This window comes from Microbacterium sp. AK009 (genome assembly GCF_013410955.1).
Classification (GTDB): Bacteria; Actinomycetota; Actinomycetes; order Actinomycetales; family Microbacteriaceae; genus Microbacterium.
This window is the reverse complement of sequence record NZ_JACCCG010000001.1, coordinates 500,502-525,664: the sequence shown is the minus strand read 5'-3', so window position 1 is coordinate 525,664 and position 25,163 is coordinate 500,502. Positions and strand designations below refer to the sequence as shown.

At 70.6% G+C, this 25,163-nt stretch carries 22 protein-coding genes, 1 tRNA gene and 1 pseudogene; 15 read left to right on the top strand and 9 right to left on the bottom strand.

All coding sequences use genetic code 11. The features are described 5' to 3' along the window. Positions 1–41 precede the first annotated feature (41 nt). A complete protein-coding gene (locus tag HDC37_RS02550) occupies positions 42–1,082 on the top strand; it encodes a beta-propeller fold lactonase family protein (RefSeq protein WP_179558800.1) in 1,041 nt (346 codons plus the stop codon). Positions 1,083–1,117: 35 nt separating this feature from the next. On the opposite strand, the gene HDC37_RS02545 is transcribed toward HDC37_RS02550, so the two are convergent. Next, positions 1,118–1,516 carry a hypothetical protein gene (locus HDC37_RS02545; protein ID WP_179558799.1) on the bottom strand — a complete coding sequence of 133 codons (399 nt, stop codon included), beginning with the start codon at positions 1,514–1,516 and terminating at the stop codon, positions 1,118–1,120. Positions 1,517–1,678: 162 nt separating this feature from the next. Between HDC37_RS02545 and HDC37_RS02540 the strand changes: the two genes are divergently transcribed. Next, positions 1,679–2,665 carry an aldo/keto reductase gene (locus HDC37_RS02540; protein WP_179558798.1) on the top strand — a complete coding sequence of 329 codons (987 nt, stop codon included), beginning with the start codon at positions 1,679–1,681 and terminating at the stop codon, positions 2,663–2,665. A gap of 45 nt (positions 2,666–2,710) precedes the next feature. Here HDC37_RS02540 and HDC37_RS02535 read toward each other — a convergent pair whose 3' ends face one another. The 3 genes from HDC37_RS02535 to HDC37_RS02525 form a co-directional block, all read right to left on the bottom strand. Beyond that, entirely contained in the window at positions 2,711–3,856 is a 1,146-nt protein-coding gene (locus HDC37_RS02535; protein ID WP_179558797.1) for an ABC transporter permease, read from the bottom strand. Continuing rightward, positions 3,853–4,863: an ABC transporter ATP-binding protein gene (locus tag HDC37_RS02530; RefSeq protein WP_179559100.1), complete on the bottom strand. Its 1,011-nt coding sequence runs from the start codon at positions 4,861–4,863 to the stop codon at positions 3,853–3,855. The genes HDC37_RS02535 and HDC37_RS02530 overlap by 4 nt, the downstream gene beginning before the upstream one ends. A 124-nt stretch (positions 4,864–4,987) precedes the next feature. Next, positions 4,988–5,998, bottom strand: a complete 1,011-nt coding sequence (locus HDC37_RS02525; protein WP_179558796.1) for a hypothetical protein — start codon at positions 5,996–5,998, stop codon at positions 4,988–4,990. Between the two features lie 132 nt (positions 5,999–6,130). On the opposite strand from HDC37_RS02525, the gene HDC37_RS02520 reads away from it, so the two are divergent. The 3 genes from HDC37_RS02520 to HDC37_RS02510 all read left to right on the top strand — a co-directional run bounded on the left by HDC37_RS02520 (position 6,131) and on the right by HDC37_RS02510 (position 8,466). Further along, positions 6,131–7,099 (top strand): ring-cleaving dioxygenase, encoded by a 969-nt coding sequence (locus tag HDC37_RS02520; RefSeq protein WP_179558795.1) that lies wholly within the window; start codon positions 6,131–6,133, stop codon positions 7,097–7,099. Then, positions 7,096–7,740, top strand: a complete 645-nt coding sequence (locus tag HDC37_RS02515; RefSeq protein WP_308472058.1) for an alpha/beta hydrolase — start codon at positions 7,096–7,098, stop codon at positions 7,738–7,740. The genes HDC37_RS02520 and HDC37_RS02515 overlap by 4 nt, the downstream gene beginning before the upstream one ends. 162 nt (positions 7,741–7,902) lie before the next feature. Further along, positions 7,903–8,466: a dihydrofolate reductase family protein gene (locus HDC37_RS02510; protein ID WP_179558794.1), complete on the top strand. Its 564-nt coding sequence runs from the start codon at positions 7,903–7,905 to the stop codon at positions 8,464–8,466. Positions 8,467–8,562: 96 nt separating this feature from the next. Here HDC37_RS02510 and HDC37_RS02505 read toward each other — a convergent pair whose 3' ends face one another. Then, on the bottom strand, positions 8,563–9,231 hold the full coding sequence (locus HDC37_RS02505) for a TetR/AcrR family transcriptional regulator (protein WP_308472057.1): 669 nt from the start codon (positions 9,229–9,231) through the stop codon (positions 8,563–8,565). A gap of 106 nt (positions 9,232–9,337) precedes the next feature. On the opposite strand from HDC37_RS02505, the gene HDC37_RS02500 reads away from it, so the two are divergent. Continuing rightward, positions 9,338–9,832, top strand: coding sequence for a DUF6326 family protein (locus HDC37_RS02500; protein ID WP_179558793.1), 495 nt, complete (start codon positions 9,338–9,340; stop codon positions 9,830–9,832). Positions 9,833–10,169: 337 nt separating this feature from the next. Here the strand turns inward: HDC37_RS02500 and HDC37_RS02495 are convergent, their stop codons facing one another. Continuing rightward, positions 10,170–10,979 carry an ABC transporter permease gene (locus HDC37_RS02495; RefSeq protein ID WP_179558792.1) on the bottom strand — a complete coding sequence of 270 codons (810 nt, stop codon included), beginning with the start codon at positions 10,977–10,979 and terminating at the stop codon, positions 10,170–10,172. Beyond that, a pseudogene (locus HDC37_RS02490) lies at positions 10,976–12,039 on the bottom strand (ATP-binding cassette domain-containing protein). Before HDC37_RS02490 ends, HDC37_RS02495 begins: the two are co-directional and overlap by 4 nt. Before the next feature lie 61 nt (positions 12,040–12,100). Here HDC37_RS02490 and HDC37_RS02485 point away from each other — a divergent pair. The 4 genes from HDC37_RS02485 to HDC37_RS02470 all read left to right on the top strand — a co-directional run bounded on the left by HDC37_RS02485 (position 12,101) and on the right by HDC37_RS02470 (position 15,097). Then, the gene (locus tag HDC37_RS02485) at positions 12,101–13,114 is read left to right on the top strand and encodes a YafY family protein (protein WP_179558791.1); all 1,014 of its coding nucleotides are present in this window, start codon (positions 12,101–12,103) and stop codon (positions 13,112–13,114) included. A 56-nt stretch (positions 13,115–13,170) separates the two neighbouring features. Next, positions 13,171–13,246: transfer RNA gene (locus HDC37_RS02480), tRNA-Met, on the top strand. A 151-nt stretch (positions 13,247–13,397) separates the two neighbouring features. After that, the gene (locus HDC37_RS17475) at positions 13,398–14,240 is read left to right on the top strand and encodes a universal stress protein (RefSeq protein ID WP_179558790.1); all 843 of its coding nucleotides are present in this window, start codon (positions 13,398–13,400) and stop codon (positions 14,238–14,240) included. A 26-nt stretch (positions 14,241–14,266) separates the two neighbouring features. Beyond that, positions 14,267–15,097 (top strand): universal stress protein, encoded by an 831-nt coding sequence (locus tag HDC37_RS02470; protein ID WP_218869269.1) that lies wholly within the window; start codon positions 14,267–14,269, stop codon positions 15,095–15,097. A 23-nt stretch (positions 15,098–15,120) separates the two neighbouring features. On the opposite strand, the gene ppsA is transcribed toward HDC37_RS02470, so the two are convergent. Then, a complete protein-coding gene (ppsA, locus tag HDC37_RS02465) occupies positions 15,121–17,511 on the bottom strand; it encodes a phosphoenolpyruvate synthase (protein WP_179558788.1) in 2,391 nt (796 codons plus the stop codon). Positions 17,512–17,686: 175 nt separating this feature from the next. On the opposite strand from ppsA, the gene HDC37_RS02460 reads away from it, so the two are divergent. After that, positions 17,687–18,139 (top strand): pyridoxamine 5'-phosphate oxidase family protein, encoded by a 453-nt coding sequence (locus tag HDC37_RS02460; RefSeq protein WP_179558787.1) that lies wholly within the window; start codon positions 17,687–17,689, stop codon positions 18,137–18,139. Positions 18,140–18,186: 47 nt separating this feature from the next. On the opposite strand, the gene HDC37_RS02455 is transcribed toward HDC37_RS02460, so the two are convergent. Beyond that, positions 18,187–19,200, bottom strand: a complete 1,014-nt coding sequence (locus HDC37_RS02455) for a LacI family DNA-binding transcriptional regulator (protein WP_179558786.1) — start codon at positions 19,198–19,200, stop codon at positions 18,187–18,189. 266 nt (positions 19,201–19,466) lie between these two features. Here HDC37_RS02455 and HDC37_RS02450 point away from each other — a divergent pair, with 266 nt between their 5' ends. The 4 genes from HDC37_RS02450 (at position 19,467) to HDC37_RS02435 (ending at position 25,163) form a co-directional block, all read left to right on the top strand. Continuing rightward, entirely contained in the window at positions 19,467–20,786 is a 1,320-nt protein-coding gene (locus HDC37_RS02450) for an ABC transporter substrate-binding protein (RefSeq protein WP_179558785.1), read from the top strand. A gap of 62 nt (positions 20,787–20,848) precedes the next feature. Next, on the top strand, positions 20,849–21,832 hold the full coding sequence (locus tag HDC37_RS02445) for a carbohydrate ABC transporter permease (RefSeq protein ID WP_179558784.1): 984 nt from the start codon (positions 20,849–20,851) through the stop codon (positions 21,830–21,832). Continuing rightward, the gene (locus tag HDC37_RS02440; RefSeq protein WP_179558783.1) at positions 21,829–22,677 is read left to right on the top strand and encodes a carbohydrate ABC transporter permease; all 849 of its coding nucleotides are present in this window, start codon (positions 21,829–21,831) and stop codon (positions 22,675–22,677) included. Before HDC37_RS02445 ends, HDC37_RS02440 begins: the two co-directional genes overlap by 4 nt. Continuing rightward, positions 22,674–25,163: a glycoside hydrolase family 2 protein gene (locus HDC37_RS02435; RefSeq protein WP_179558782.1), complete on the top strand. Its 2,490-nt coding sequence runs from the start codon at positions 22,674–22,676 to the stop codon at positions 25,161–25,163. Before HDC37_RS02440 ends, HDC37_RS02435 begins: the two co-directional genes overlap by 4 nt.

Genomic DNA, 25,163 nt, shown 5'->3' with positions numbered 1-25,163 from the left:
CAGCCCTCGAGTCGTCGTGACCCTGCACCTACGATCGAGGGATGACCGACTCTGCGCTCGTCCTCGTTGCAAACGCCGGTGACGGCTCGATCAGCGTCTTCCGTTTCGAAGGCGAGCGGATGACGCGTCTCGCCGTCACGGAGGGGCTCGCCGGATGCTCGACCTTCGCCGTCGACGCCGCACGCGACCTCGTCTACGCGGGAGTGAAGGGATCGAAGGAGGGGGAGCCCGCCGGCGTCCTCACCCTCGCGCTCGACAGGGAGAGCGGCCGACTGGAGCCGCGCTCGCGCCTGGACCTCCCCGACGGCGGCATGAACTACCTCGCGCTCACGCGCGACGGAACGGGCCTCCTCGGCGCCGCGTACAGCGGCGGCTACGGCATCTCGTGCCCGATCGACGACGGCGTGGTCGGCGATCCGGTGAGCCGGGTGGAATTCGCGAACCTGCACGCGGTGCTGCCGAGCACCGACGGGCGCTACGCGTACTTCGTATCCCTCGGCGACGACCTCGTCGCGCAGTACGCGCTCGACGACGACCTCGCGCTCGTGCCGCTCGACCCCGAGACGGTGGCGGCGCCGGAGGGCAGCGGTCCCCGGCACCTCGTGCTGAACGCCGCACAGGACGCGGTGTACGTGCTGACGGAGTTCTCGGGCGAAGTGCTGCACTACGCCCGAGACACCGCCCACGGGACGCTGCGCCTCGTCGGCGCGGCGACGGCGTACGACCGGACGATGGGCCTCGCACACAGCACCTTCGGCGCCGACCCGATGGCCGGGCACCTCATCTGGGGCGCCGACCTGCACCTCGGCGCCGACGAGCAGTACCTCTGGGCGACCGAGCGCACCGAGAGCACCCTCGCGGCGGTCGCGGTCGGCGAGGACGGGAGCGTCTCCGCGCCGACCCGGTTCGTCGTGACCGAACCGCAGCCGCGCGGCTTCGCGCTGAGCGCCGACGGACGCTTCCTCGTCACCGCGGGCGAGCGCTCGACGACGGTGTCGCTGTACGCCGTCGACGGCGACACCCTCGACCTCCTCGAGCAGGTCGAGACCGGCCGCGGCGCGAACTGGGTGCGCTTCGCCTGACCCCTCCCGCGCACACGGGTGCACTCCCCCGCTCCTCAGCGGAACAGCGCCTCGTACTCGGCGACGGTCACCACGCCCTCCGCGCCCGAGATGAGCAGCGGATCGTCGGTGATGATCGCGTCGGCCTGCAGCTTCGCGACGGCGAGATACTCGGCCGGGCCCGGGTCATCCCAGTCCCGCTCCCGTGCGAGCGCGAACGCCGTCGCTCGCGACACCCGGTCGGCCAGCAGCCGCACCTTCTGCGACGCAAGCGCCTCGAGGGTCCGTTTCGCTGCGCGGTCATCGAGCCGCCCCGCCCGCACCTCGGCATAGACGACACGCAGGGCGTCGGAGCGCATGATCGCCGGCGCGACGAGGGAGTGCGCGCCCGCGACATCCCTCTCATCGGCCAGCAGCCGCAGCGCCGTCGCCGCATCGATCGCGAATCTCGTCATGCGCCGAGCCTGCCACCGGCCACCGACACCCGCGAGGGGGGGCGAGCGGACGCCGCGCCGCGGCGCTCATCGCGCGTCGCGATGTGACGACGCGTTTTCCGGGCGGCGCCTCCCGGCGTAGCGTCATCAGAGGAAGCCCGGATACGCAGGAGGAGCAGCACGATGCACACACGCACCCTCGGCCAGGGCCTGCGGGTCTCGGCGATCGGACTCGGCTGCATGGGGATGTCGCAGAGCTACGGCCCGAACCCCGGCAGCCGTGACGACATGATCGGGGTGCTGCGTGCGGCCGTCGGCCTCGGCGTGACCCTTTTCGACACCGCCGAGGTGTACGGGCCCTACGTCAACGAGGAGCTCGTCGGTGAGGCGCTCGCGCCGGTGCGCGACGAGGTCGTGCTCGCGACGAAGTTCGGGTGGGACATCCGGGATGGCAGGAGCGTCGGCGTGAACAGCCGCCCCGACCACATTCGCCGCGTCGCGGAGGAGTCCTTGGGGCGGCTTCGCACCGACGTCATCGACGTCTTCTACCAGCATCGCGTCGACCCCGCCGTTCCGATCGAGGAGGTCGCCGGAACCGTCGCCGAGCTCGTCGCCGAGGGAAAGGTGCGCCACTTCGGACTCTCAGAAGCATCCGCGTCGACCATCCGCCGCGCCCACGCGGTGTTCCCGGTGACGGCGCTGCAGAGCGAGTACTCGCTGTGGACCCGCGACCCCGAGTCCGACGTGCTGCCCGTCGTCGCCGAACTCGGGATCGGGTTCGTGCCCTTCAGCCCGCTCGGGCGCGGCTATCTCACCGGCACGATGGACGCGTCGACCACCCTCGCCGATGACGACATGCGCCGCGCGCTGCCGCGGTTCGAGAAGGAGAACCTGGCGGCCAACCGCGCGCTCATCGACGAGGTCTCGCGGCTCGCTGCGGCCAAGGGTGCGACGCCGGGCCAGATCGCGCTGGCGTGGCTGCTGGCGCAGCAGCCGTGGGTTGTGCCGATCCCCGGAACGCGCCGCGTCGAGCGGATCGCCGAGAACAGCGCCGCGACGGCGGTCGCTCTGTCGGCGGACGAGCGTGACGACCTCGACCGTCTCGCGCAGCGCATCGGCGTGCAGGGCGACCGCTACAACGAACAGCACCTCCGCTTCGTCGACCGCTGACCGGCCCGGGCGGCGGGCAGCCGGCGCCCGCGGCCCGCGGCGGAGCTATGCGATGCGCGTGCCCGGCGGCAGCCGCCGCGACGGCGTGTGCGTCCGCACCGCGGCGCGCCACATCAGCAGGGCGAGCAGCGCCAGCTGCACCCCGAGCCCCACGAACCAGCTCGGCACGGTGCCCGCGACCTGCTCCTCGGCCGTCGGGTACTGCTCGCCGGGCGCCAGGGTCGCATTCTCGCACTCGTCGTAGACCTGTCGCGTCTCGGGCGCGATCTGCGCGGTGCGCACCCCCACCTTGAGCGTCCCGAACGCGTCGACCGGGTACCCGTCGCGCCACACCGTCGGCGTCGCATCGGCGAGGATCACGAACGGGTTCGCCGACAGCAGCCACCACACCCGGTCGAACCGCGGCACGGTGTAGGTCGAGGTCATCCACTCACCGCACACGTACTCCGGCTCCTCCACCCCCGGCCCGAAACCGAGGTCGACGCATTCGGGCAAGGGTGTCGCCGCGCCGGGCTCAGCCGTCATGCACTCCTCGGGCACCTGCATCGGCTCGGTGAACACCGGCTCCAGGAATCGCTGACGCGACTCGATCTCGGTCGGGAAGGCGGTGCCCACGAGCCCGAAGGCGATCGGCGTCCCGACCACCAGCGCGGCGACCGTCAGGTAGGTCACCGCGACCGAGAAGAGCGGACGGGCGAGGATGCCGCTGAGGGCCACCCCCAACCCGGCGACGACCGCCACCTCGATCACGAGGATCACCAGCGACACCAGCAGCACATCGGCTCGCACCTCACCGAACACGGCCGCGAAGATGAGGAACGGCGCGGCGACGACGAGGAACGCGAGCCCCGTGATCCAGGCCGCCAGGAACTTCCCGACGATGATGTCGGTCGTCGTCGCGAGGGTCACCTGCACGGGCGCGAGCGTCGCCGCATCGCGGTCGCCGTTGATCGCGTTGCCGCTGAGGGTGGGCGAGACGAGCACCACGAGCAGCAGCACGAAGAACACGATGATCGAGTACGCCGTGCTCCCCGCCTCCTGGAACGCGTCGCGCGGCACCGAGATGAAGGTCAGTGCGGTCACCCCGAGCAGCAGGACCCCGAACACGCCGAGCAGCACGTACCAGGCGACGCTGCGCACCCGCTGGGTCAGTTCCAGACGGATGATGGTGGCGATGCGCTGAGCGTTCATCGGTCGCCCTCCCCCGTGGTCGGCCCACTGGTCTCTGCAGGCGGCTCCGGCCCATCCACACCCGGCCCCGCCGGCCCCGGGTCTCCCGCCCCTTCCCGCAGGTCGAGGAGGGTCTGCTCGAGGCGCCCCGTCGACGGGGCGAATTCCGCCACCGCGATGCCCGCACCGACGATGGCCGCGAGTCCCGTGGCCGCGTCGGACTCGCTCGAGAACGCGACGAGCGCACCGGCACGATCGCCCGTGACATCCGTCCGCCCCAGCGCCGCCGCGATCGCGGCCTGCGCAGCGAGCAGGTCACCGCCGGCGACCCGCACGCGCCAGAACCGCTGCCGCTGCGCCGAGGCGGCGACCCGGTCGGCCGAGACGGATTCGCCCGCGATGAGGAACGCGGCGTCGTCGACGAGCTCCTCGAGCTCGGAGAGGATGTGACTCGAGATCAGCACGGTCCGTCCGTCATCGGCGAGGCGCCGCAGCAGCACCCGCAGGTGCACACGCGACTCGGGGTCCAGGCCCGACGCGGGCTCGTCGAGCAGCAGCACGCGCGGGTTGTGCACGAGCGCGCGGGCGAGCCCCAGGCGCTGCTTCTGTCCGCGCGAGAGCACGCGCGCCGGCGATGCGGCGAGGGCCCGCAGGTCGAGCAGGTCGATTAGCGACTCCGCTCGATCCGCCGCCTCGCTGCGCGGCAGATCGTACAGCCGCCCGGTGGTGACGAGGGTTTCGCGCACGGTGAGCGAGCCCCACGCGCCGAGCGCGTCGGGCATCCACCCGATGACGGCCCGAGCTCGCTGCGGCTCGGCAACCGGGTCGATCCCGGCGACGCGGATGTCACCGACGTCGGGCGCCAGCAGCGACGACAGCATCAGCAGCAGCGTCGTCTTGCCGGACCCGTTGGGCCCGACGAGCCCGGTGACCTTGCCGGGGAGGGCGTGCAGACTCACATCGCGCACAGCGTGCACGTCGCCGAAGGATCGGCGCACGTGCGTGGCGACGATCCCCTGGGAGGCGATCCCGCCGCCACCCACCGCGGTCGAAGAAGGGTCGGGAGCAGCGGCGTCGGAAGAGGTCACGCGGCTCAGCCTAGGCGGCGGCCCCGACGAACCCGAGGAACACCGGATGTAGGTTTTCCGAGAATCACTCCGCCGTCGACCCGCCCGCGCCCCGCCCGGGAATGGCCAGCACGGCACCCACGACGCACAGCACGCCTCCGGCCGTCGCCGCCCACCACGCCGAGGCGACAGGGAACTCCAGCCACACGAAGGGCGGGTCGGCCAGTCCGCCGAGCGGCGCGAGCGAGGCCGCCCACGCCTCGGCGACGGTCTCACCCCCGACGATGCCGATCACCAGTGCCGGCAGCGCCAGCCCCGCACCGATTGCCGCGAGCACGAAGCCTGTGGCCGCCTTCGGCCCCACCTGCATCACGAGCGCCCAGGCGGCGGCGACGAAGACCCAGACAAGCAGCACCGCCGCGACGAGCGCAGAGAACCAGCGCAGCACCGGCTCGGTCCACAACGCCGACCACGCCGCCGCCGGTCCGCCGATCGCGACCGGGATCAGCGTCCACACGCAGCGCAGCACCACTGCTCCGCCCGCGGCGGCCAGCACCGGCCAGGGCGAGCGCGCACCCACGAGCGCCCGCAGCACGAGGACGGCCACGCACCATCCGCTCATGACGACCGCGAGGTGCACCCACGAGAGGAAGGACGTCTGCACGGCCCGGGTGCCGAGCAACAGTGCTCCGGGGACGAGGATGAGCAGCCACTTGTCCAGCTGCAGCAGGCCGAGGGTCGATTCGCGGGCACGCCAGGGCCGGGTCGAGCCGAGCCAGCTCGCACGAGCGGCCGCTGCTCCCGGACGGCGCACCAGCCGGGTGCGTGCGGCGAACATGCCGATCACGCCCCAGGTGAGAGCGAGGAGGAGGATGCCGCGGGCCAGCCACGCCATGACGGCGTCGCGTCCGGGGTCGGCATCTGCGGCTCCGGTCAGCTGGACCCCGATCGTGGTGTCGTCGACAACCGGGCTCTCTCCTGCGGGGAGCACCTGCAGGGTGGTGAGCACGACCGCGGTCACGAGTCCGACGGCCAGCACCCCGGCCACGGCGGCCGCGACGCCGGCGAGGATGCCCCGCCGCGTCACCATCGCCATCCGACAACGCTAACGGATGCCGCCGCACCCGCCCGACCTGCCCGAATCGGCCGCGCTGCGGCATCCGGGAATGGATCGGGCGATTCATGCGTTTGCATGGACATCATCCGGCTTCGGACTTCAGGAGAGATCATGACCGCCGCCACGCAGGGTCTGCACCACGTCACCGCACTCGCGGGCGACCCTCAGAAGAACATCGACTTCTACATCACCGGGCTCGGGCTCCGACTGGTCAAGAAGACCGTCAACTTCGACGCCCCCGGCACCTATCACCTCTACTACGGCGACGAGGCCGGGCGCCCCGGCAGCCTCATGACGTTCTTCCCGTGGCGCGGGATCGCCCCCGGGCGGATCGGGGCGGGTCAGTCGACCTCGACGGCGTTCTCGGTTCCCGCCGGATCGCTCGGCTGGTGGGTCGACCACTTCGCATCGGTCGGCTCCGAGGCGAACATCACCTCGACGAGCTCCAGCGAGGAGCGCCTGCTCGTCCGCGACCCCGACGGGTTGCAGATCGAGCTCGTCGCGACGAATGAGAGCGACCCGCGCGACCCGTGGGATTCGGCGAGCGTGCCCGCTGAGCACGCGATCCGCGGGCAGCACTCGAGTGTGCTGACGGTGCGTGACGCTGAGGGCACCGTGGGGCTCATGGTGAACGACCTCGGCATGCGCATCGTCGAGCAGGAGGGCGGGCGCACGCGCCTGGCCGCCGGCCCCGGGGGCCCCGGCGCCCTCGTCGACGTGCACGCCTCGGGCCTCGCCCCTGAGGGCCTGACCGCCGGCGGCACCGTGCACCACATCGCCTTCCGGGTGCCCGACCAGGAGACCCAGCTGGCGTGGCGCAACGACCTCGTCTCGCGCGGACACCAGGTGACCGAGATCCTCGACCGGCAGTACTTCACCAGCATCTACTTCCGCGAGCCGGGTGGTGTGCTCTTCGAGATCGCCACTGACACGCCCGGGTTCGACATCGATGAGCCGCTGCTCGAACTCGGCCGCTCGCTGAAGCTGCCGCCGTGGCTCGAGCCGTCGCGCGAGGCGATCGAGGCTCGCGTGCAGCCGGTGTCGCTGCCGAGCGAGAACAACCCCGAGGTCGCCGCGTGAGCGGGGCCGGCGGGGCCGGCGCTGTCGACCTGGACGCTTGGCCGCACGTCTTCGAGCCGGGCGACCGCGATGCCCCGGTGCTGCTGACCCTGCACGGCACGGGCGGCAACGAGCAGGAAATCACGGCGCTCGTGCCGCACCTGTGGCCGGGCGCGGGTGTGCTTTCGCCGCGCGGGCGGGCGAACGAGCAGGGGATGACGCGGTGGTTCCGTCGCATGGGCGAGGGCGTGTTCGACGTGGACGACGTGATCGTGCGCGCGGGTGAGCTCGTCGCGTTCGTCGCCGCGGCGCGTGAGCGCTATGAGCTCGGCGACCGGCGGATCATCGCGGCCGGGTTCTCGAACGGGGCGAACATCGGCGTGGCGACCGCGCTGCTGCATCCCGAGACCCTCGACCGGGTCGTGGCGTTCAGCGGGATGTACCCGTTCGCCGACCGCGACCCGCTCGGCGACGTGTCAGCCGTCGAACTGGTGCTGCTCAACGGCGCGGCCGACCCGATGGCGCCGTCGGCGAGCGTCGACCGGCTTGTCGAGGTCGCGCGGGCGCACGGCGCGACGGTCGAGCGGCACGTCCGCCCCGGCGGCCACGGCCTCGCGCAGAGCGACGTCGACGCCGCGCGGGAGTGGCTCGCGGCGCGCTGACGCGTGGCGCGAGCGGCACGGCGTCATCCCCCTTCCCGTGTTCGGGGCGCGTTCTTCCGGTTGGGGCGCCAACGCCCGCGCCAACCGGAATCGGCCGCCCCGAACCCGGGGATACGCGCTGACGGGAGCCGAAGAGTAGCGTGAGAGGCGCGGGGGGTATCGATGGCGCGACTCATCTACACGACGAACGTGTCGCTCGACGGGTTCATCGAAGACCCGGACGGCGGCTTCGACTTCCTACCAACCGGCGATGACGTCTTCGCCGCGCACACGGAGCTGATGGAGTCGATCGGCACCCTCGTCTACGGCCGGCGCCTGTACGAACGGATGTCGGTGTGGGAGACCGACCCGTCCTTCGCCGGGCGGTCGCCCGCCCTCGCCGCCTTCGCGGCTGCCTTCAGCGACACGGACAAGGTCGTCCACTCAACGACCCTCACCGGGGCGCCGACGGCGCGCACCCGCATCGAGCGGGGCTTCGACCCTGCGGCGGTGCGGAGACAGAAGGATGCCGCCGAGCGCGACCTGCTCGTCGGCGGCGCCGATCTCGCGGGTCAGGCGCTGCGCGCCGGGCTCGTCGACGAGGTGCAGCTCTACATCGCGCCGGTCTCGGTCGGCGGCGGGAAGCCGGGCCTGCCCACCGGCATCCGGCTCGAGCTCCAGTTGCTCGACGAGCGCCGCTTCGACAACGGGGTGGTGCTGCTGCGCTACCGCCCGCGGGTCGCGTGACCGCGCTCGCGCGCGTGGCGAGATCCTCGCCTCCCCCGTCGGCTTCACCGGTGATTCGCCGTGCGAGACGGCAGCAGCTGTCGGGGAGAGCTCGCGCTACGCCTCCCCGCGCCGAGCCTCGAGCCCGGTGAGGATGAGATCGAGGCCGAAGAGGAACTCCTCGGCGGGGTCGTAACCCGAGGCGGCCAGCGTCGCGGCCGACTCGCTGAGGTACGGGAACTCGTCGGCGGGCAGCTGCGGCAGGTAGGTACCGTCGATCGCTTCGGCGAAGTCATCCGGGGTGTCCAGAGACAGCCCGCCCTCCTGCAGGGCGTAGCCGTAGACGTAGCTGTCGAGGACCCAGTTCGCGTGCGTCGCCATCTCGACGGAGAACCCGGCCTTCCGCAGGCACGCGGTGACCGCCTCGTGGTGGCGGAGGTTCGCCGGGCCCGGCGCGGTGCGCGTGTCGAGCAGTCCGATCGCCCACCGGTGGCGCGCGAGCGCCGCGCGGGCCGAGAGCGCCCGCTCGCGGATCGCCTCCTGCCACGGGGCGCCCTCGCGCGGCAGCGCGATCTCCTCGAAGACGACATCGACCATGGCGTCGAGGAGCTGCTCCTTGTTCGCGACGTAGTGGTAGAGCGACATGGCCCCCGCACCGAGCGCGGTGGCGAGTCGCCGCATGCTCAGCCCGTGCACGCCTTCGCCGTCGGCGAGCCGGATCGCCTCGATCACCACCCGCCGCTTGTTCAGACCCGCGGATGCCACGGCCTCGGCGTCTTCGCTCACGGGCACGAATCTCCTCTCGTCGCTTGACAACCGTACAGCGTACGGGTCATAGTACGGTGTACGACGTACAGCGTACGACCGTTTCCGACCACCAAAGGATGAGCTGATGACCACCACCGCCACGCCCCGCCCGCTGCTCGACAGCGCCCCGATGTCCGTCCGCGCGAAGCTCGCCGCCGCCTGGACGAGCTTCGTGTTCCTGTACGTCTACGTCGACATCTTGAACTTCTACAAGCCGGGGGTGATCGACGGCATCACGGACGGACTCATCTGGCGGTTCGAGATCAGCTCGACGCTGCTGACGATCTTCCTCGTGTCGGTCTCGATCCCCGCGGTGATGGTCGTCCTCTCCATGACCCTGCCGGCCCGGGTCAACCGCGCCGTCAACCTCGGGATCGCCTCGCTTCTAATCCCCTACTCGATCTTCAACGCAGCCGGCTCGACGTGGGAGTGGGCGGCGTTCTACGCCATTTCGATCGGCATCGAGCTGCTGCTCCTGGCCTTCATCCTGCGCACCGCGTGGACCTGGCCGCGCAGCGCGGCCGTCGCGATCACGACACCCGGTGCAGCAGCCTCGATGGTCGACTCCGCCCGACGCTGACGGCCCGCCGGCGGACACCCCGCCGCTCCCCCGTCACAATCGGCCCCGAAACGCCTCGCCGAGGGGCAGAACGTGACGGGGGAAGCCATCACCCCGCCGCTCCCCCGTCACAATCGGCCCCGAAACGCCTCGCCGAGGGGCAGAACGTGACGGGGGAGCGGGCCCGGGCGTGCGGGCGGACGTCTCGCCTGTCGCACAACGCCGCGCCGCGGGGCGGCCCGCCGCGCCGCGGGGCAGCCCGCCCCTAACTCCTGCAGAATCGACGCCGCGAGGCCCGAACGGCCTCGCAGAAGCCCACGCCCGTCGATTCTGCAGGAGTTAGGCCAGCCCCGCCCCCTCAGTCGCTCCTGCGCATCGCGCGCACCCCGACCGCGAGCCCGACACCCGCCAGCACGAGCGCCGCGACCCACCCCCAGAGCACCACCGGTGCGCCGAGGTCGCCGGCGAACAGCGCCCGCTCGGCCTGCACGACCCAGTTGATCGGATTGACCGTCGCGACCGCGCGCATCCACGCCGGCCCGTCGTCGAGCGGCAGCAGCACCCCCGAGAGGATCAGCAGCGGGAAGATCAGCGTCTGCTGCACACCCCAGAAGAGCCACTCACGTCCCTTCGTCTTGATCGCGAGGGTGTACGACAGCGACCCGAGCCCGACGCCGAACACCGCCAGCAGCGCGATCCCGATCACCATCCCCGCCATGTCGACGGGGAATCCGAACGGCAGGGCGATCAGCACGATGACGATCGCCTGCGCCACGATCGGCACGATCTCCTTCAGCGCCCGCCCGACGAGCAGCGATGCCCGCGAGATCGGGGCGACCAGCGTCCGCTCGTGCGAGCCGGTCATCATCTCGTACTGCAGGTTCGACCCGGTCGCCCCCGTGCCGAACAGCACGATCATCACGAGCACCCCGGGCACGAACCAGCGGAGCGTCTCACTCACCGGCGCGCCCGACTGCCCCACCAGCAGCGGCGCGAAGAGCCCCAGGAACACCAACGGCTGCACGAGGCTGAAGATCACCGTGAACGGGTCGCGCAGCGTCGGCCGCAGCTCGCGAGCGAGCACATTCCACGTGTCGCGCGCGACGTTCGGTCGCACCACGGTGTCAGGACGACCGGATGCCACGGACTGACTGATCTGCGTGCTCATCGCACCACTCCTTCGGTTGCGGCCTGAGCGGCCTGATCTCCATCGGCGGCGCCCTCGGCCGCCTCCTCTGCGTGGTCCGCCGGCTGGTCGGCGTCGCGGAGCGTCCGCCCCGTGAGGCTGAGGAACACGTCGTCCAGCGTCGGCGGGACCCCGGTCGCGCGCACCACCTCGATGCCCGCGGCGTCGAGCTCGCGCACCGCGCGCGGCAGGAGCAGGTCGCCCTCCGGCACCGTCACGGCCAGATCGGCCGCGTCGCTCCGCGCGACGCGCCGCACGTCGCGCCCGCTGAGCGCCGACAGGAGCGGCAGCGCGCGGTCGGCGGCATCCGCTGTTCTGAACCCCAGGGTCAGCACATCGCCCGCGAGTTCGGCCTTCAGCCGTGCGGCGGTGTCGTCGGCGATGACCCGTCCCTTGTCCATGACCATGACGCGTTCGGCGTAGCGGTCGGCTTCTTCGAGGTAGTGCGTGGTGAGGAAGATGGTCGTGCCGAAGCGTTCGCGCAGGTCGAGGATGTGCTCCCACAGATTCGCCCTGCTCTGCGGGTCGAGGCCCGTGGAGGGCTCATCGAGGAAGATCAGCGGCGGGGCGTGCATGAGCCCGAGTGCGATGTCGAGCCGCCGCTTCTGTCCGCCGCTGAGCTGCTGCACGGTCCGCGTCGCGATCCCGCAAGATCGAGCGAGTCGATGAGCTCGTCGGCCCGAGCGGATGCCGCAGCGCGGCCCATTCCGTAGAACGCGCCCTGGCTCAGCAGCTCGTCGCGGGCGCGCTGCGAGTAGCTGCCGCTGGTGAGCTGGCCGACGTAGCCGATGCGGGCGCGGACGCCCGCCGGGTCGCGGAGGATGTCGTGACCGACGACCCGCGCGGTGCCGGAGGTGGGCGGAAGGAGGGTCGTGAGCATGCGCAGGCTGGTCGATTTGCCGGCGCCATTGGGTCCGAGGAACGCGACGAGTTCGCCGCGCTGCACCTCGAACGAGAGGTCGGTGACCGCCGCCACGGTCTTCTTCTTGACGGTGAAGCGCTTAGTGAGACCCTGCGCTTCGATGATCGGTTCGTTCGCCATGGAAAGACGGTAGGAGCGAACCCGGACAGGTGCTGTCCGCGATAGCCGGCAGAATGGAGCCATGTCCGACACAACGACGCGCGCGCTCGCCCTGCTGAATCTGCTGCAGACGCACCGCCACTGGCCCGGCACGGAGCTCGCTGCGCGGCTGGGCGTGACCGAGCGCACCGTGCGGAGAGACGTCGAGCGCCTCCGCGACCTCGGCTACCGCATCGAGTCGACGCCGGGCATCACCGGCGGCTACCGCCTCGAGGCCGGGAGCGCCGTGCCGCCGCTCCTCCTCACCGACGAGGAGGCCGTCGCGATGGCGATCGGGCTGCGCGTCGCGGCATCCCAGCGGCTCGTGAGCGGACCTGAGACGACCCTCACGGCGCTGGCCAAACTCGAACAGGTCTTGCCCGCACCGCTCCGGCGCCGGGTGACGGCGCTGGCCGACGCCGTGCAGCCGGCGGGGATCCAGTCGGGCGCGGCGGTGTCGAGCGAGGTGCTCGGCGAGCTGGCGCTCGCGATCCGCGACCACGAGCGGGTGCGGTTCGACTACACCTCGATGACCGGCGCCGAGACGCGCCGGCGGGTGGAGCCGCACGCCCTCGCTCCCGCCGACCGGCACTGGTATCTGCTCTGCTGGGACCTCGAGCGCGACGACTGGCGCACCTTCCGCGTGGATCGACTCGCGCGCGTCGAGCACACCCGGGTGCTGTTCGAGCCGCGGCCGCTGACGCCCGAGGAGGTCGAGGAATTCATCCTCGTGGCCCGCTCGTGGACGCGGCAGCCCGTCGAAGCCGACGCCGTCATCGACCTGCCGATCGACGTGATGAAGGAGTACTTCGGCATCTGGGGGCAGGGAGCGACCGAAGAGGATGCCGCGCACACGCGGTGGCCCGTCGGTGGCGCCGACTTCCGCGAGACCATGTACGGACTGTCGTGGATCCCGGCCGGCGTCGACTACACCACCGACCTGGCCGAGCCGTCGCGCTCCGAACTGCGCGAGGTGCTCGAGCGGATGCTGCGGGCGCTCGATGCTCCCGCCCCGCCCGCTCGATCGATGTCCGCGCAACACTCCGTCACACCCTGACACTCTCCTTCACAGAGCTGGCCGATGTCGTCGGGGTGACGTAGCGTCGCTGGCATCGCGGCGATCCGGGTGGTCCCGGGCTCCGGCTCATAACCGGCAGCGTTGCGGGTTCGACTCCCGCCGTCGCGTCCAGTTCGCAGGGCCCCGATTCGGGCGGGAGCCGATACGCAGCCGACAGCGTCTCACGTCCCCCTCGCCGGGACTTCCGGCCCTACCGCGCCGTCGCGGTGACGGGAGGGTCGAATCAGCGCGGCGCGATCGGGTCGTGAAGGAGGGTGGCGAGGTGGAGCAGAAGGTGGTGGTCGCCGTCACGGATGCGGCGGTGTCGCGTCGTGTCGTGGATTGGGCGGTCGACAGGGCGGCCGAGCGCGGGGATCGGCTCGAGCTGATCTCGGTCGTCGACGGCGCCGTCGGCGTCGGCGAGGAAGACCTCGTGGTCGACTGGGCGCAGGAGTGGACAGAGGACGTGCTGCGTAACCACGCCGAGCGCGTCCGCGCACGCGGCGTGCCCGTCGAGGTGCGCCTTGATCGAGGGAGACCGGTCGAACGGTTGATCGCGGCCTCGGAGGACGCATCGCTGCTGGTGATCGGCAGCGACTATCGCGGTACCGAGTCACGGCCGGCTCGAGGTCCGCACGGAATGCGTATCGCGGCCGGCGCGCACTGCCCCGTCGTGGTCGTGCCCGATCTCGATCTGACCGGCAGGTCGGGCGTCGTCGTCGGAGTCGACGGCTCGGAAGCGTCCGAGTCCGCCATCGCGTTCGCGGCCGCCGACGCCGACCGTTCCGGGGAGGCGCTGACGGCGGTGAGCACCTGGTCGCCCATCGCCATCCCCCTCTCCGTCCGGTCGTATCCCGAGGGGTATCTGCGCAACATGCAGACTCTGACCGAAGAGGCACTCGGCATATCGATGGCCGGCATCTCCACCCGGTACCCCGACGTGAAGGTGCGCCGCGTCGTGGAGAGCAGCGAGAGACCCGAGACGGTGGTCAATCGGCTCGCCTCCGGGGCGCGGCTCTGCGTCATCGGTTCACACGGCCGCGGCCGGCTCGCCCGGTTCCTCCTCGGATCCACCAGCCAACAGGTCCTCCTGCGCCTCGCCACCGCGACGGTGGTCGTGCGATGACTCCACCACGCGAACGGACGGTCACCATGGAACGCATTCTGCTGGGCTACGACGCCGGCGACGGCGCAGACGCTGCCCTCGACTGGGTCACCGAACGCGCGCTGCGCCGTCGGGCCCGCGTCGAGGTCGTCATCGTCACCAACCCGTTCCTCCAGGATCAGCCGCGGGCGGACGGAGACCTCGCCCGCGCCGAGCGCCGCCTCCGCACGGCCGATGCGTCGCTTCCCATCGAGACCGCGCGCATCGACGGCCGCATGCCCCGCGCACTGACGGCAGCCGCGACCCATGCCGACCTCCTGGTGGTCGGCGCCGACATCGGCCGCCCGATGCGGGAAGCCTTGCACGGGTGGATGTCGCTGCGCGTGAGTGCGACGGCAACGGTGCCCACCTGCGTCGTCCCCTCCGGGTGGTCCGAGACGCGCGGGCCGGTCACGGTCGGTCTCGCCGCGGATGCGTCGAGCGACGGGGCGCTGGCGTTCGCCGCGGCGGAAGGGGATGCCGCGGGCGAGACCGTCCGGGTCCTGCACGCGTGGTCGGGCCCGCTCCCCACCCGGACCCTGCCCGCGGCCGCATCCGCAGCGGTATCGCCACCACGCGACGTGCGGGCCCAGCACGAGGAGCTCCTGCACGACGCCGTCGAGGGCCTGCACCGGGACATTCCCGGCCTCACGGTCGATCCGGTCCTCATCCACGACAATCCCGTGTCGGCCCTGAGCAGGGCCGCGCGCGACAGCTCGCTCCTCGTGCTCGGCACCCACGGGCGGGGAGTGCTCGCCGGCGGGTTCTTCGGCTCGGTCGGACAGGATCTCATCGGCCGCCTCCCGACTCCCATCGCCGTCGTGCCGTCGGGGCGCTGACGCCCTGGCGCGATCGGCCCGGCTCAGGCCACGCGGGTGGCCAACGACAACCACGTCTGGATGATGCTGTCGGGGTTGAGCGAGATCGATCCGATGCCGTGATCGACGAGCCAATCGGCGAGATCGGGATGATCCGACGGACCCTGTCCGCAGATGCCGACGTATCTCCCCCTCCGGTTGCAGGCCTCGATCGCCACCTGCAGCACGCTCAGCACCGCCGGGTTCCGCTCGTCGAAGGCCTCTGCGACCAGCTCCGAGTCCCTGTCGACGCCGAGGACGAGCTGGGTCATGTCGTTGGATCCGATGGAGAACCCGTCGAAGTGGTCGAGGAACCGGTCGGCGAGGAGGGCGTTCGAGGGGATCTCGCACATCATCAGCACCTCGAGCCCGTTGTCACCCCGTCGGAGGCCGTTCTCGGCGAGCGCCCGCTCGACGGCCGCCGCCTCGTCGACGGTGCGGACGAACGGGATCATGATCTTCACGTTCGTCAGCCCCATCTCGTCGCGGACGAAGCGCAGCGCGTCGCACTCCATCGCGAAGCAGTCGGCGAAGCGGTGGGTGACATAGCGCGACGCGCCGCGCCACCCGAGCATCGGGTTCTCCTCCTGCGGTTCGTACCGCTCGCCACCGAGGAGATGCGCGTATTCGTTGGTCTTGAAGTCGCTCGTGCGGACGATCACCGGTTTGGGCGCGAACGCGGCGGCGATGGTCGAGACGCCTTCGGCGAGCCGTCGGACGAAGTACTCCCGGGGTGTCCCGTACGGGCTCGTTCGCGCGGCGATCTCGCCGCGCAGCTCATCATCCAGCGATGCGGAATCCAGCAGGGCCTGGGGGTGGATGCCGATGAGCTCGTTGATGATGAACTCCAGTCGCGCGAGCCCGACCCCCGCGTTGGGGAGCGCGGCGAAGGCGAAGGCCTGGTCGGGCGCCCCAACGTTCATCATCAGCTCGACGGGGATCTGCGGCATCCGATCGATCCGGGTGTGCTCCTCGGTGAACTCCGCACGACCGGCGAAGACATGGCCCTCGTCGCCGTCGCTGCAGCTGACCGTCACGAGCGCGCCGTCGGTGAGCTCGCGGGTCGCGGTCACCGTACCGACGACGGCGGGGATGCCGAGCTCGCGCGCGACGATGGCCGCGTGGCACGTCCGGCCGCCGCGGTCGGTGACGATGGCAGCGGCCTTCTTCATCACCGGCTCCCAGTCGGGGTCGGTCATGTCGGCGACGATCACATCACCGTCCCGCACCCGCTCCATGTGCTCGGCGGATGACATCACCCGCACAGGTCCGACGCCGATGCGGCGACCGATCGCGCGGCCCGAGATGAGAAGGTCGCCGTGCTCGCGCAGCACGAAGTGGTCGAGCGTCACGCCGTCCTCTCGCGACACGACAGTCTCCGGGCGCGCCTGCAGGATGTACAGGCGCCCGTCCTGACCGTCGCGCGCCCACTCGATGTCCATCGGCCGGCCGTAGTGCTCCTCGATCACGAGTGCCGAGCGCGCGAGTTCGGCGACCTCATCGTCGGTGATGCTGAACCGCGAGCGCTCTGCGTCGGGAACCTCCTCGAACGTCGTGCTGTGACCGACGGTGCTCTCAGCGGCGAAGCGCAGGGCGATGGCCTTCTCGCCGAGGCGCCGCCGCAGGATCGCGGGCCGGCCCGAGCGCAGCCCGGGCTTGAAGACCAGGAACTCGTCCGGGTTCACCGCACCCTGCACCACCGCCTCCCCCAGCCCGTACGCACTGGTGATCAGCACGCTGTCGCGGAACCCCGACTCGGTGTCGACGGTGAAGATCACCCCCGACGCTCCGATGTCGGATCGCACCATGCGCTGCACGCTGGCGGACAGTGCCACGTCGGAGTGCGCGAAGCCCTGATGCACGCGATAGGCGATCGCGCGATCGTTGTAAAGCGAGGCGAACACCCCCGTGATGGCGGCGAGGATGTTCTCGATGCCGGCGATGTGCAGGAAGGTCTCCTGCTGCCCCGCGAAAGAGGCGTCGGGCAGGTCTTCGGCGGTGGCCGACGAGCGCACCGCCCAGGTGACGTCCGTGGCCCCGGGATCCTCGGCTTCCACCGCGGCGAAGGCCTCGCGGATGTCGCGCTCCAGGTCGGCCGGAAGGGGCTGGGCGTTGATCATCCCGCGGATCTCGGTTCCCGCCCGGGCGAGGGCCGCGACATCGGAGACATCGAGCGCCGCCAGGATCCGGGCGATGCGGTCCGCGAGTCCGTCGGCCGCGAGAAAGGCCCGGTAGGCCCGGGCGGTGGTGGCGAATCCCCCCGGAACCCGCACCCCGCTGGATGCCAGTCGCGAGATCATCTCGCCGAGTGAGGCGTTCTTCCCACCGACCTGGGGCAGGTCCGCCATCCCGATGTCGGCGAGGGGAATGACGCTGCTCGCGCGCTCTGCGCCCATGGTGACCTCTTTCCGCATCCGCCGGCCGGTGCACGGTCAGTGTCGGGGGACGAGGGCGGGCCGGCCGGGTCCAAGGTCCCGCAGGCGGCATCCGGATGCCGTGGGACCAATGTCCCGGCATCGGCCGGGACCGGCCGAAAGACTCCTCCCGACCCCGACGCGAGGAGAACCAACGATGGATGACACCGCCCAAGCCCCCGTGTGGAGTCTCAGCGAGGACGAGTGCTGGAACCTGCTCGCGCGCGGCCAGGTGGGGCGTCTGGCGGTGTCGATCCAGGGGGAGCCCGACATCTTCCCCATCAACTACGTGACGGACGGGCCGCACGTGCTGTTCCGCACGGCACCGGGGTCGAAGCTCGCGGAGCTCTCGGCTAACCCCCGCATCGCGTTCGAGGTCGACGAGTACGACGACGACGGTGCCGCCAGCGTGGTGCTCAAGGGGATCGCGTCGCGTCTGGAGCTGCAGAGCGAGATCGATGCGGCCGAGGCGCTCCCCCTCACCCCCTGGATCCCGACCCTCAAGTACCGCTGGGTGCGCCTGTCGCCCACCTCGATCACGGGCCGTCGCTTCCAGCGCGGACCCGAGCCCGACCGGTACGACTCCGCCGCGAACGACCAGTGGACGTGAGCCCCGTCGGTCGTTGAGCGAGCGCAGCGAGTCGAAACGCCCCCGCGTCAGACCGCCGCGCGCGGCGGTCGCTCCCCCGTTCCGCGCTCCACGATCCACGTCGGCAGCTCGATCTGGCGGCTGAACCCGGTGGGGTCCTCGATCCGCTCGAGCGCCAGGCGGGCGGCCTGTCGGCCGAGGTCGACCGGGTCGTACGAGATCACGGTCACCCCCATGAGGTCGGCGGTGTCGAAATCGTCGAACCCGATCAGCGCGGTGGTCTCGTCGCCTCGTGCCCGGAGGGCACGCAGCGCTCCGATCGTCATGCGGTTGTTGCCGGCGATGATCGCGCTCGGCGGTTCGGCGGCATCGAGCAGCTGACCGACCAGTCGCTCGGGGGGCTCGGTCGGGTCATCCGCCAAGAGCTCCCAGCGGGCGGCGTCGTCGATGCCCGCGGCGGCGAGCGCTCCGCGGCGCCCGGCCAGCCGCTCCTCCTGCGAGTAGACCGCGGCCGGATTGCACACGTACGCGATGCGGCGGTGGCCGCGGGCGATGAGCCGGGATGTCGCATCCGCCACGCCCGCGCGGTTGGCGAGCACCACCGAGTCGGCGATGAGGTTGCGCGCCGGCCGGTCGACGCTGACCACGGCGGTGCCGAGCTGCCGCTCCCCCTCGAGGTATCCCTGGTCGCGACTGACCGGGATGAGCAGCAGCGCGTCGATGCGCTGACCGAGCAGAGTCTCGGCGACCTGCTCCTCCCCCTCCTCGGTGTCGTCGGTCGTGGCGAGGACGAGGCCGTACCCCTCTTCGCGCAGCACGCGTTCGATGCCCGAGGCGACCTTGTAATAGAACGGGTTGCCGAGCTCACCGATGATGAGGCCCATGGTGCGCGTCCTGCCGCCGCGGCGAAGCCCCTGGGCGAGGGCGTTGGGGCGGAAGCGCAGACGCTTGGCCGCCGCGAGCACCCGCTCGGCCGTCTCGGGGGCGACGAGCTCGCGCTGACTGAAGACCCGCGACACGGTCTTGGCGCTGACGTGCGCCAACCGTGCCACGTCCTCGACGGTCGCACGCTGCGTGGTCATCGGCTTCCGCCCGCGTGAAGCGCGCCGTCACCGCAAATGTCTGACGTAGACATGAAATCGGACATCTCAATCTCCTTGAAAGCCGGATGCCATATGAAAAGCCCCGGTCAGGCACAGTCTGACCAGGTTTCATCCGATCGGTCAAGCCCGGACAGGCTTTGTCTCCGACCTTGTCAACGTCGGACATTGCGCCTTATGGTCTACGAGACGCCGCGAGGTCGCGGCCGCACGGACGGATCAACGGTGAATCTGCAAAGGAGATGCACATGAGGCGCAAGATGATTGCGATCACCTCCCTCGGGATGGTGAGCGCACTGGCACTGGCCGGCTGCGCGGGTGGCACAGGGGCCGACGACCCCGACAACACCATCGACGGCGAGGTGCAGGGCGAGGTGACCTTCGTGACCTGGCGCACCGACCTGGTGCAGGACGGCACCTTCGAGGCGTACGCCGAGCAGTTCACCGAGATGTACCCCGACGCCTCGGTCACCTTCGAGGGCATCACCGACTACGAAGGCGAGATGCGCACCCGCCTGTCGACGGAAAGCTACGGCGACGTGCTCGGAATCCCCAACAGCGTGCAGCCCGACCAGTTCGTCGACTACTTCGAGCCGCTCGGCCAGACCGACGACCTCGAGGGCACCTACCGCTTTCTCGCCCCCAAGAGCTACGACGGGGTGCAGTACGGCCTGGCCCTCGGCGGCAATGCCAACGGCCTGGTCTACAACACCGCGGTCTTCGAAGAGGCGGGCGTCGCCGAGGTGCCCAAGACCGAGGAGGAGTTCCTCGCGGCGCTGCAGGCGATCGAGGAGAACACCGACGCCATCCCGATGTACACCAACTACAAGGACGGCTGGCCGCTCAGCCAGTGGACCAGCAACGTCGGCGCCCCGAGCGGCGATGCCGACGCGATGAACGCGATGACCACGGACGACGCGCCCTGGACGGAGGGCACCGACATCTACGCCATCGACTCTCTCATCTTCGATGCCGTCGCCGGCGGGTACACCGAAGACGACCCGCTCACCACCAACTGGGAGCAGTCGAAGGTCGACTTCGCCACCGGCAAGATCGGCGTGATGGGCCTCGGCTCGTGGGCGATCTCACAGCTGCAGGCCGCCGCGGAAGACAACGGCGAGTCCGCGGACGTCGTGGGCTACATGACCTTCCCCGCCACCGCGTCCGACGGCACCCAGTACGCCATGGTCGGCGGCGACTACAACCTCGGCATCAACGTCAACTCCGACGTGAAGGCCGCGGCGAAGGCCTGGATCGACTTCCTCCTCGAGGAGTCGGGCTTCACCGAGACGCAGGGCATGGTTTCGGCGCTGTCCGCCGACCCGCTGCCGTCGAACCTCGCCGGGCTGGAGGAAGAGGGCGTCGAGCTGCTCGAACTCAGCCCCGCCCCGGCCGGTGAGGAGTCGCTTCTCAACGACATCGCCGATGGCGCGCAGATCGACCTCTACGGCAACATCTACCGCCAGAAGCTCGTGGACATCGCCCGAGGCGCCGCCGACGGCGACAAGGAGTCGTACTTCGCAGAGCTGAACACCGCGTGGGCCGACTCCCGCGCCCAGGTGGGTTGAGCCCGCACCGCTGATCGGTTCCGGCCGGGGCTCACCGTCCCGGCCGGAACCACGGAGGAATCATGTCGTTCACCGCCGCAGCCCCCGACGCCCCCGCCGCGTCGGGTCCCGCCATCGTCCCGATCTCCCCGCGGGACCCCGCCCCGCGTCGAGGCCGCGCTCGCGGCCCGGCCGGCCGGCGCAGCATCCTGAATCGGCTGACGCCCTATCTCTTCATCGCCGCCGCCGTGGGTCTCCTGCTCCTGCTGACCTACCTGCCCGCGGCGAACATGCTCTGGTACAGCCTCACCGACTGGGACGGCATCGACAAAGAGCAGAACTTCATCGGGCTGCAGAACTACCTCGAGGTGTTCACCAACCCCCGCGTGTTCGGGGTGTTCTTCGTGAGCATCTACTACTTCATCGGCGCCTTCGTGCAGATGGCGATCGCGCTGTACTTCGCCGCGCTGCTGTCGACCCGCACGCGGTTCTCGAACTTCTTCCGCGGGGTGCTGTTCTTCCCCTACCTCATCAACGGCGTGGCGATCGGCTTCGTCTTCCTCTATCTCTTCCAGCCCGGCGGGACGCTCGACACCGTGCTCGGGTGGTTCGGCATGGTGGAGACGCCGCAGTGGCTCGGCGATCCCGACGTGGCGAACTTCTCCCTCGCGGGAACGAGCGTCTGGCGCTACACCGGCATGAACTTCGTGCTCTTCCTCGGCGCGATGCAGTCGATCCCCCGCGAGCTCTACGAGGCGGCCGAGATCGACGGCGCGAACGACTGGCAGCAGTTCTGGGCGCTGACCTTCCCCGGCATCCGTCGCATCATCGGGCTGAGCTTCATCCTCGCCGTCGCCGGGAGCCTGTCGGTGTTCGAAATCCCGTTCATCATGACCGGCGGCGCGAACGGCACCTCGACATTCGTCATCCAGACGCTGCAGACCGCGTTCACGTTCCGGCAGGTGGGGCTCGCCTCGGCGATGGCGATCGTTCTTCTCGCGATCGTGCTGATCGTGACCTGGGTGCAACGCCGCGTGTTCCCCGACGAGAAGGTGGACCTGACATGAGCGCGACCGCCCTCCGCCCTCCCCGCGTCGGCCGCTCGATCGGCGCGACCGTGAAGTATCTTTCGCTCATCGCCGGCGTGGTCGTCACGCTCGTGCCGCTGTCGGTCGTGCTGATCGCGAGCCTGAAGACCTCGCAGGAGATCGGCACCACCGGCCCCTTCGAGGCGCCGGGATCGTGGCTGAACTTCGAGAACTTCGTCATCGCCTTCGAGCAGGGCGGCATGGTCGAGGGGTTCATCAACACCACGATCGTGCTGGCGTTCTCGCTGGTCGGGACGATCTTCATCGGCACGACCGCCGCCTACGCGCTCGACCGGTTCCGCTTCCGCGGCAAGAAGCTGGTCGTCGGGCTCTTCCTCGTCGCCACGCTGATTCCCGGGGTGACGAGCCAGGTCGCGACCTTCCAGATCATCAACGGCCTCGGGCTCTACGACTCGATGGCGGCACTGGTGCTGCTGTTCATGGGCACCGACATCATCTCGATCTACATCTTCATCCAGTTCATGCAGTCGATTCCCGTCTCGCTCGACGAGGCGGCGATGATCGACGGCGCCAATCGCTGGACGATCTACTGGCGCATCGTGCTGCCGCTGCTGAAGCCCGCGATCGCCACGGTCGTGATCATCAAGGGCATCGCCATCTACAACGAGTTCTACCTTCCCTTCCTCTACCTGCCGTCGGAGGGCCTCATCTCCACATCGCTGTTCCGGTTCAAGGGACCGTTCGGTGCGAACTGGGAGATCATCGCCGCCGGCACGATCCTCGTCATCATCCCCACCCTCGTCGCGTTCCTCGCTCTGCAGCGCTGGATCTATCGCGGCCTGACCGCCGGAGCCGTCAAGTGACCCTCAGCCCTCTCGTCCGCCGCCCCCTCATCGATGGATGGACGCTTCAGGCCGCCGCGGGTGCCGTGCCCGATCCGCTGCGCGCGCAGCTCTCGGATGCCGCGGTGCCGGCGACGGTTCCCGGGTGCGTGCACACCGACCTGCTCGCCGCCGAGCTCATCCCCGACCCGTACCTCGACGACAACGAGGCGCTGCTGGCCTGGATCGGCCGGGTCGATTGGACCTACCGCACCACGTTCGCGTGGGCGCCCGACGGTCACGACCGGCACGACCTCGTCTTCGACGGGCTCGACACGGTCGCACGCATCGAGGTCAACGGCCGCACCGTGGCCGAGACGGCGAACCAGCACCGGTCGTACCGCCTGCCGCTCGACGGTGCCGGCACGGGGGACGGTGTGCTCCGCGAGGGCGAGAACGACCTCGCCGTGCACTTCACCGCCCCGGTGCCGTACGCCAACGCGCAGAGCGTCGCGCTCGGCGCTCGCCCCCGCCCCTACCCGCTGCCCTACGAGGCGATCCGCAAGTCGGCATGCAACTTCGGCTGGGACTGGGGCATCGCCACCTTCACCTCCGGCATCTGGCGCGAGGTGCGCCTGGAGTCGTGGTCGACCGCGCGACTTGCTGAGGTGCGCGTGCACGCCGCTCCCGAGGGCGAGGGCGGCACGGTCACCGCGACGGTGCGGATCGAGCGAGCAGATGCCGCGGCCGCAGCCGACCTAGAGGTGCGCCTGAAGGTCGCGGGCACCGAGACCGGCGCCGTCGTGCCCGCGGAGGCCGAGGAGGTCACGGTCTCGCTCCACCTCGATCAGGTCGAGCGGTGGTGGCCGGCCGGCTACGGGGAGGCCCACCTGTCCGACGTCACCATTACGCTGCGCGCGGGCGACGACACCCTCGACACGGCCGCGCGCCGCGTCGGCTTCCGCACCGTGGAGTGGGACACCGCCCCCGACACCGAGGGCACACCCTTCACCCTCGTCGTCAACGACCAGCCGGTCTTCGTCAAGGGGGCGAACTGGATCCCCGACGACGCCCTGCCGGTGCGGGTCGACCGTGCCCGCTACGAGCGGCGGCTCCGCCAGGCGCTCGAGGCGAACCTCAACCTCATCCGGGTCTGGGGCGGCGGCCTCTACGAGAGCGACGACTTCTACGAGCTCTGCGATGAGCTCGGGCTCCTCACCTGGCAGGACTTCCTCTTCGCCTGCGCCGCCTACCCCGAGGAGGAGCCGCTGCGCTCGGAGGTCGAGGCCGAGGCTCGCGAGAACATCGTGCGCCTGGCATCCCATCCGTCCCTGGTGCTCCTGACCGGCAACAACGAGAACCTCTGGGGCTACGAGGACTGGGACTGGAAGCGCCGGCTCGACGGCCGCACCTGGGGCGCGTACTACTACCACGACCTCTTCCCGCGTCTCATCGCCGACCTCGCCCCGCACGTGCCGTACGCGCCGGGGAGCCCCTTCAGCCCGGGTGGCCAGCACCCCAACGCCGAGGAGCACGGGTCGATGCACCTGTGGGAGCAGTGGAACCGCCAGGACTGGCTCACCTACCGCGACCATCGGCCGCGCTTCGTCGCCGAGTTCGGCTGGCAGGGTCCGCCCGCGTGGACGACCCTCCGCCGCTCGGTGTCGGACGACCCGCTCACCCCGGAGTCGCCGGGCATGATCGTGCACCAGAAGGCGATGGAAGGGAACGTCAAGCTCACCGCCGGGCTCGTGCCGCACCTGCGCGTGCCCGACGACATGGAGACCTGGCACTGGGCGATGCAGCTGAATCAGGCGATCGCGGTGCGCACGGCGCTGGAGCACTTCCGCTCCTGGGCCCCGCACACCATGGGCGCGATCGTGTGGCAGCTCAACGACTGCTGGCCGGTCACCTCGTGGGCGGCGGTCGACGGCGACGAGCGGCCGAAGCCGCTCTTCCATGCGCTGCGGAACGCCTTCGCACCGCGGACCGTCACGATCCAGCCCCGTGAAGGCGGGCTCGCCGCGATCGTGACGAACGACACCGGCGAGGCCTGGTCGGGCACGCTGCGCGTGCGACGCCTTGGTTTCTCCGGCGACGTGCGGGCCGAGGAGTCGCTCGGCTTCGACATCGCTGCGCGCGGGACGTCGACGCTCGCGCTGCCGAGCGAGCTGGCCGAGACCGATGCCCCGACCGAGGAGTTCCTGGTGGCGGACGCGGGTGAGGTGCGCGGCACCTGGTTCTTCGCCGAAGCCCGCGACAGCGCGCTCCCCAGCGACGACTTCGACCTCGAGGTCGTGTCGGTCGAGGGCGGCAGCGCGGTGACGATCAGCGCACGCTCGCTCGTGCGCGACCTCACCTTCCTCGTCGACAAGGTCGACCCCGCGGCCCACGCCGAAGAGGGGCTGATCACACTCCTTCCCGGCGAGCGCGCGACCGTGCGGATCCGGCACGAGGGGGAGTTGGATGCCGCGGCGCTGGCCGATCGGCGCGTGGCGCGCACCCTGAACGAACTGGTGACCTCGTGA

Excerpts from the sequence above, each read along its gene's own strand:
- HDC37_RS02550 (WP_179558800.1), top strand. The coding sequence starts at position 42 with ATGACCGACTCTGCGCTCGTCCTCGTTGCAAACGCCGGTGACGGCTCG.
- HDC37_RS02545 (WP_179558799.1), bottom strand. The coding sequence starts at position 1,516 with ATGACGAGATTCGCGATCGATGCGGCGACGGCGCTGCGGCTGCTGGCC.
- HDC37_RS02540 (WP_179558798.1), top strand. The coding sequence starts at position 1,679 with ATGCACACACGCACCCTCGGCCAGGGCCTGCGGGTCTCGGCGATCGGA.
- HDC37_RS02535 (WP_179558797.1), bottom strand. The coding sequence starts at position 3,856 with ATGAACGCTCAGCGCATCGCCACCATCATCCGTCTGGAACTGACCCAG.
- HDC37_RS02525 (WP_179558796.1), bottom strand. The coding sequence starts at position 5,998 with ATGGCGATGGTGACGCGGCGGGGCATCCTCGCCGGCGTCGCGGCCGCC.
- HDC37_RS02520 (WP_179558795.1), top strand. The coding sequence starts at position 6,131 with ATGACCGCCGCCACGCAGGGTCTGCACCACGTCACCGCACTCGCGGGC.
- HDC37_RS02510 (WP_179558794.1), top strand. The coding sequence starts at position 7,903 with ATGGCGCGACTCATCTACACGACGAACGTGTCGCTCGACGGGTTCATC.
- HDC37_RS02500 (WP_179558793.1), top strand. The coding sequence starts at position 9,338 with ATGACCACCACCGCCACGCCCCGCCCGCTGCTCGACAGCGCCCCGATG.
- HDC37_RS02495 (WP_179558792.1), bottom strand. The coding sequence starts at position 10,979 with ATGAGCACGCAGATCAGTCAGTCCGTGGCATCCGGTCGTCCTGACACC.
- HDC37_RS02485 (WP_179558791.1), top strand. The coding sequence starts at position 12,101 with ATGTCCGACACAACGACGCGCGCGCTCGCCCTGCTGAATCTGCTGCAG.
- HDC37_RS02470 (WP_218869269.1), top strand. The coding sequence starts at position 14,267 with ATGGAACGCATTCTGCTGGGCTACGACGCCGGCGACGGCGCAGACGCT.
- ppsA (WP_179558788.1), bottom strand. The coding sequence starts at position 17,511 with ATGGGCGCAGAGCGCGCGAGCAGCGTCATTCCCCTCGCCGACATCGGG.
- HDC37_RS02460 (WP_179558787.1), top strand. The coding sequence starts at position 17,687 with ATGGATGACACCGCCCAAGCCCCCGTGTGGAGTCTCAGCGAGGACGAG.
- HDC37_RS02455 (WP_179558786.1), bottom strand. The coding sequence starts at position 19,200 with ATGACCACGCAGCGTGCGACCGTCGAGGACGTGGCACGGTTGGCGCAC.
- HDC37_RS02450 (WP_179558785.1), top strand. The coding sequence starts at position 19,467 with ATGAGGCGCAAGATGATTGCGATCACCTCCCTCGGGATGGTGAGCGCA.
- HDC37_RS02445 (WP_179558784.1), top strand. The coding sequence starts at position 20,849 with ATGTCGTTCACCGCCGCAGCCCCCGACGCCCCCGCCGCGTCGGGTCCC.
- HDC37_RS02440 (WP_179558783.1), top strand. The coding sequence starts at position 21,829 with ATGAGCGCGACCGCCCTCCGCCCTCCCCGCGTCGGCCGCTCGATCGGC.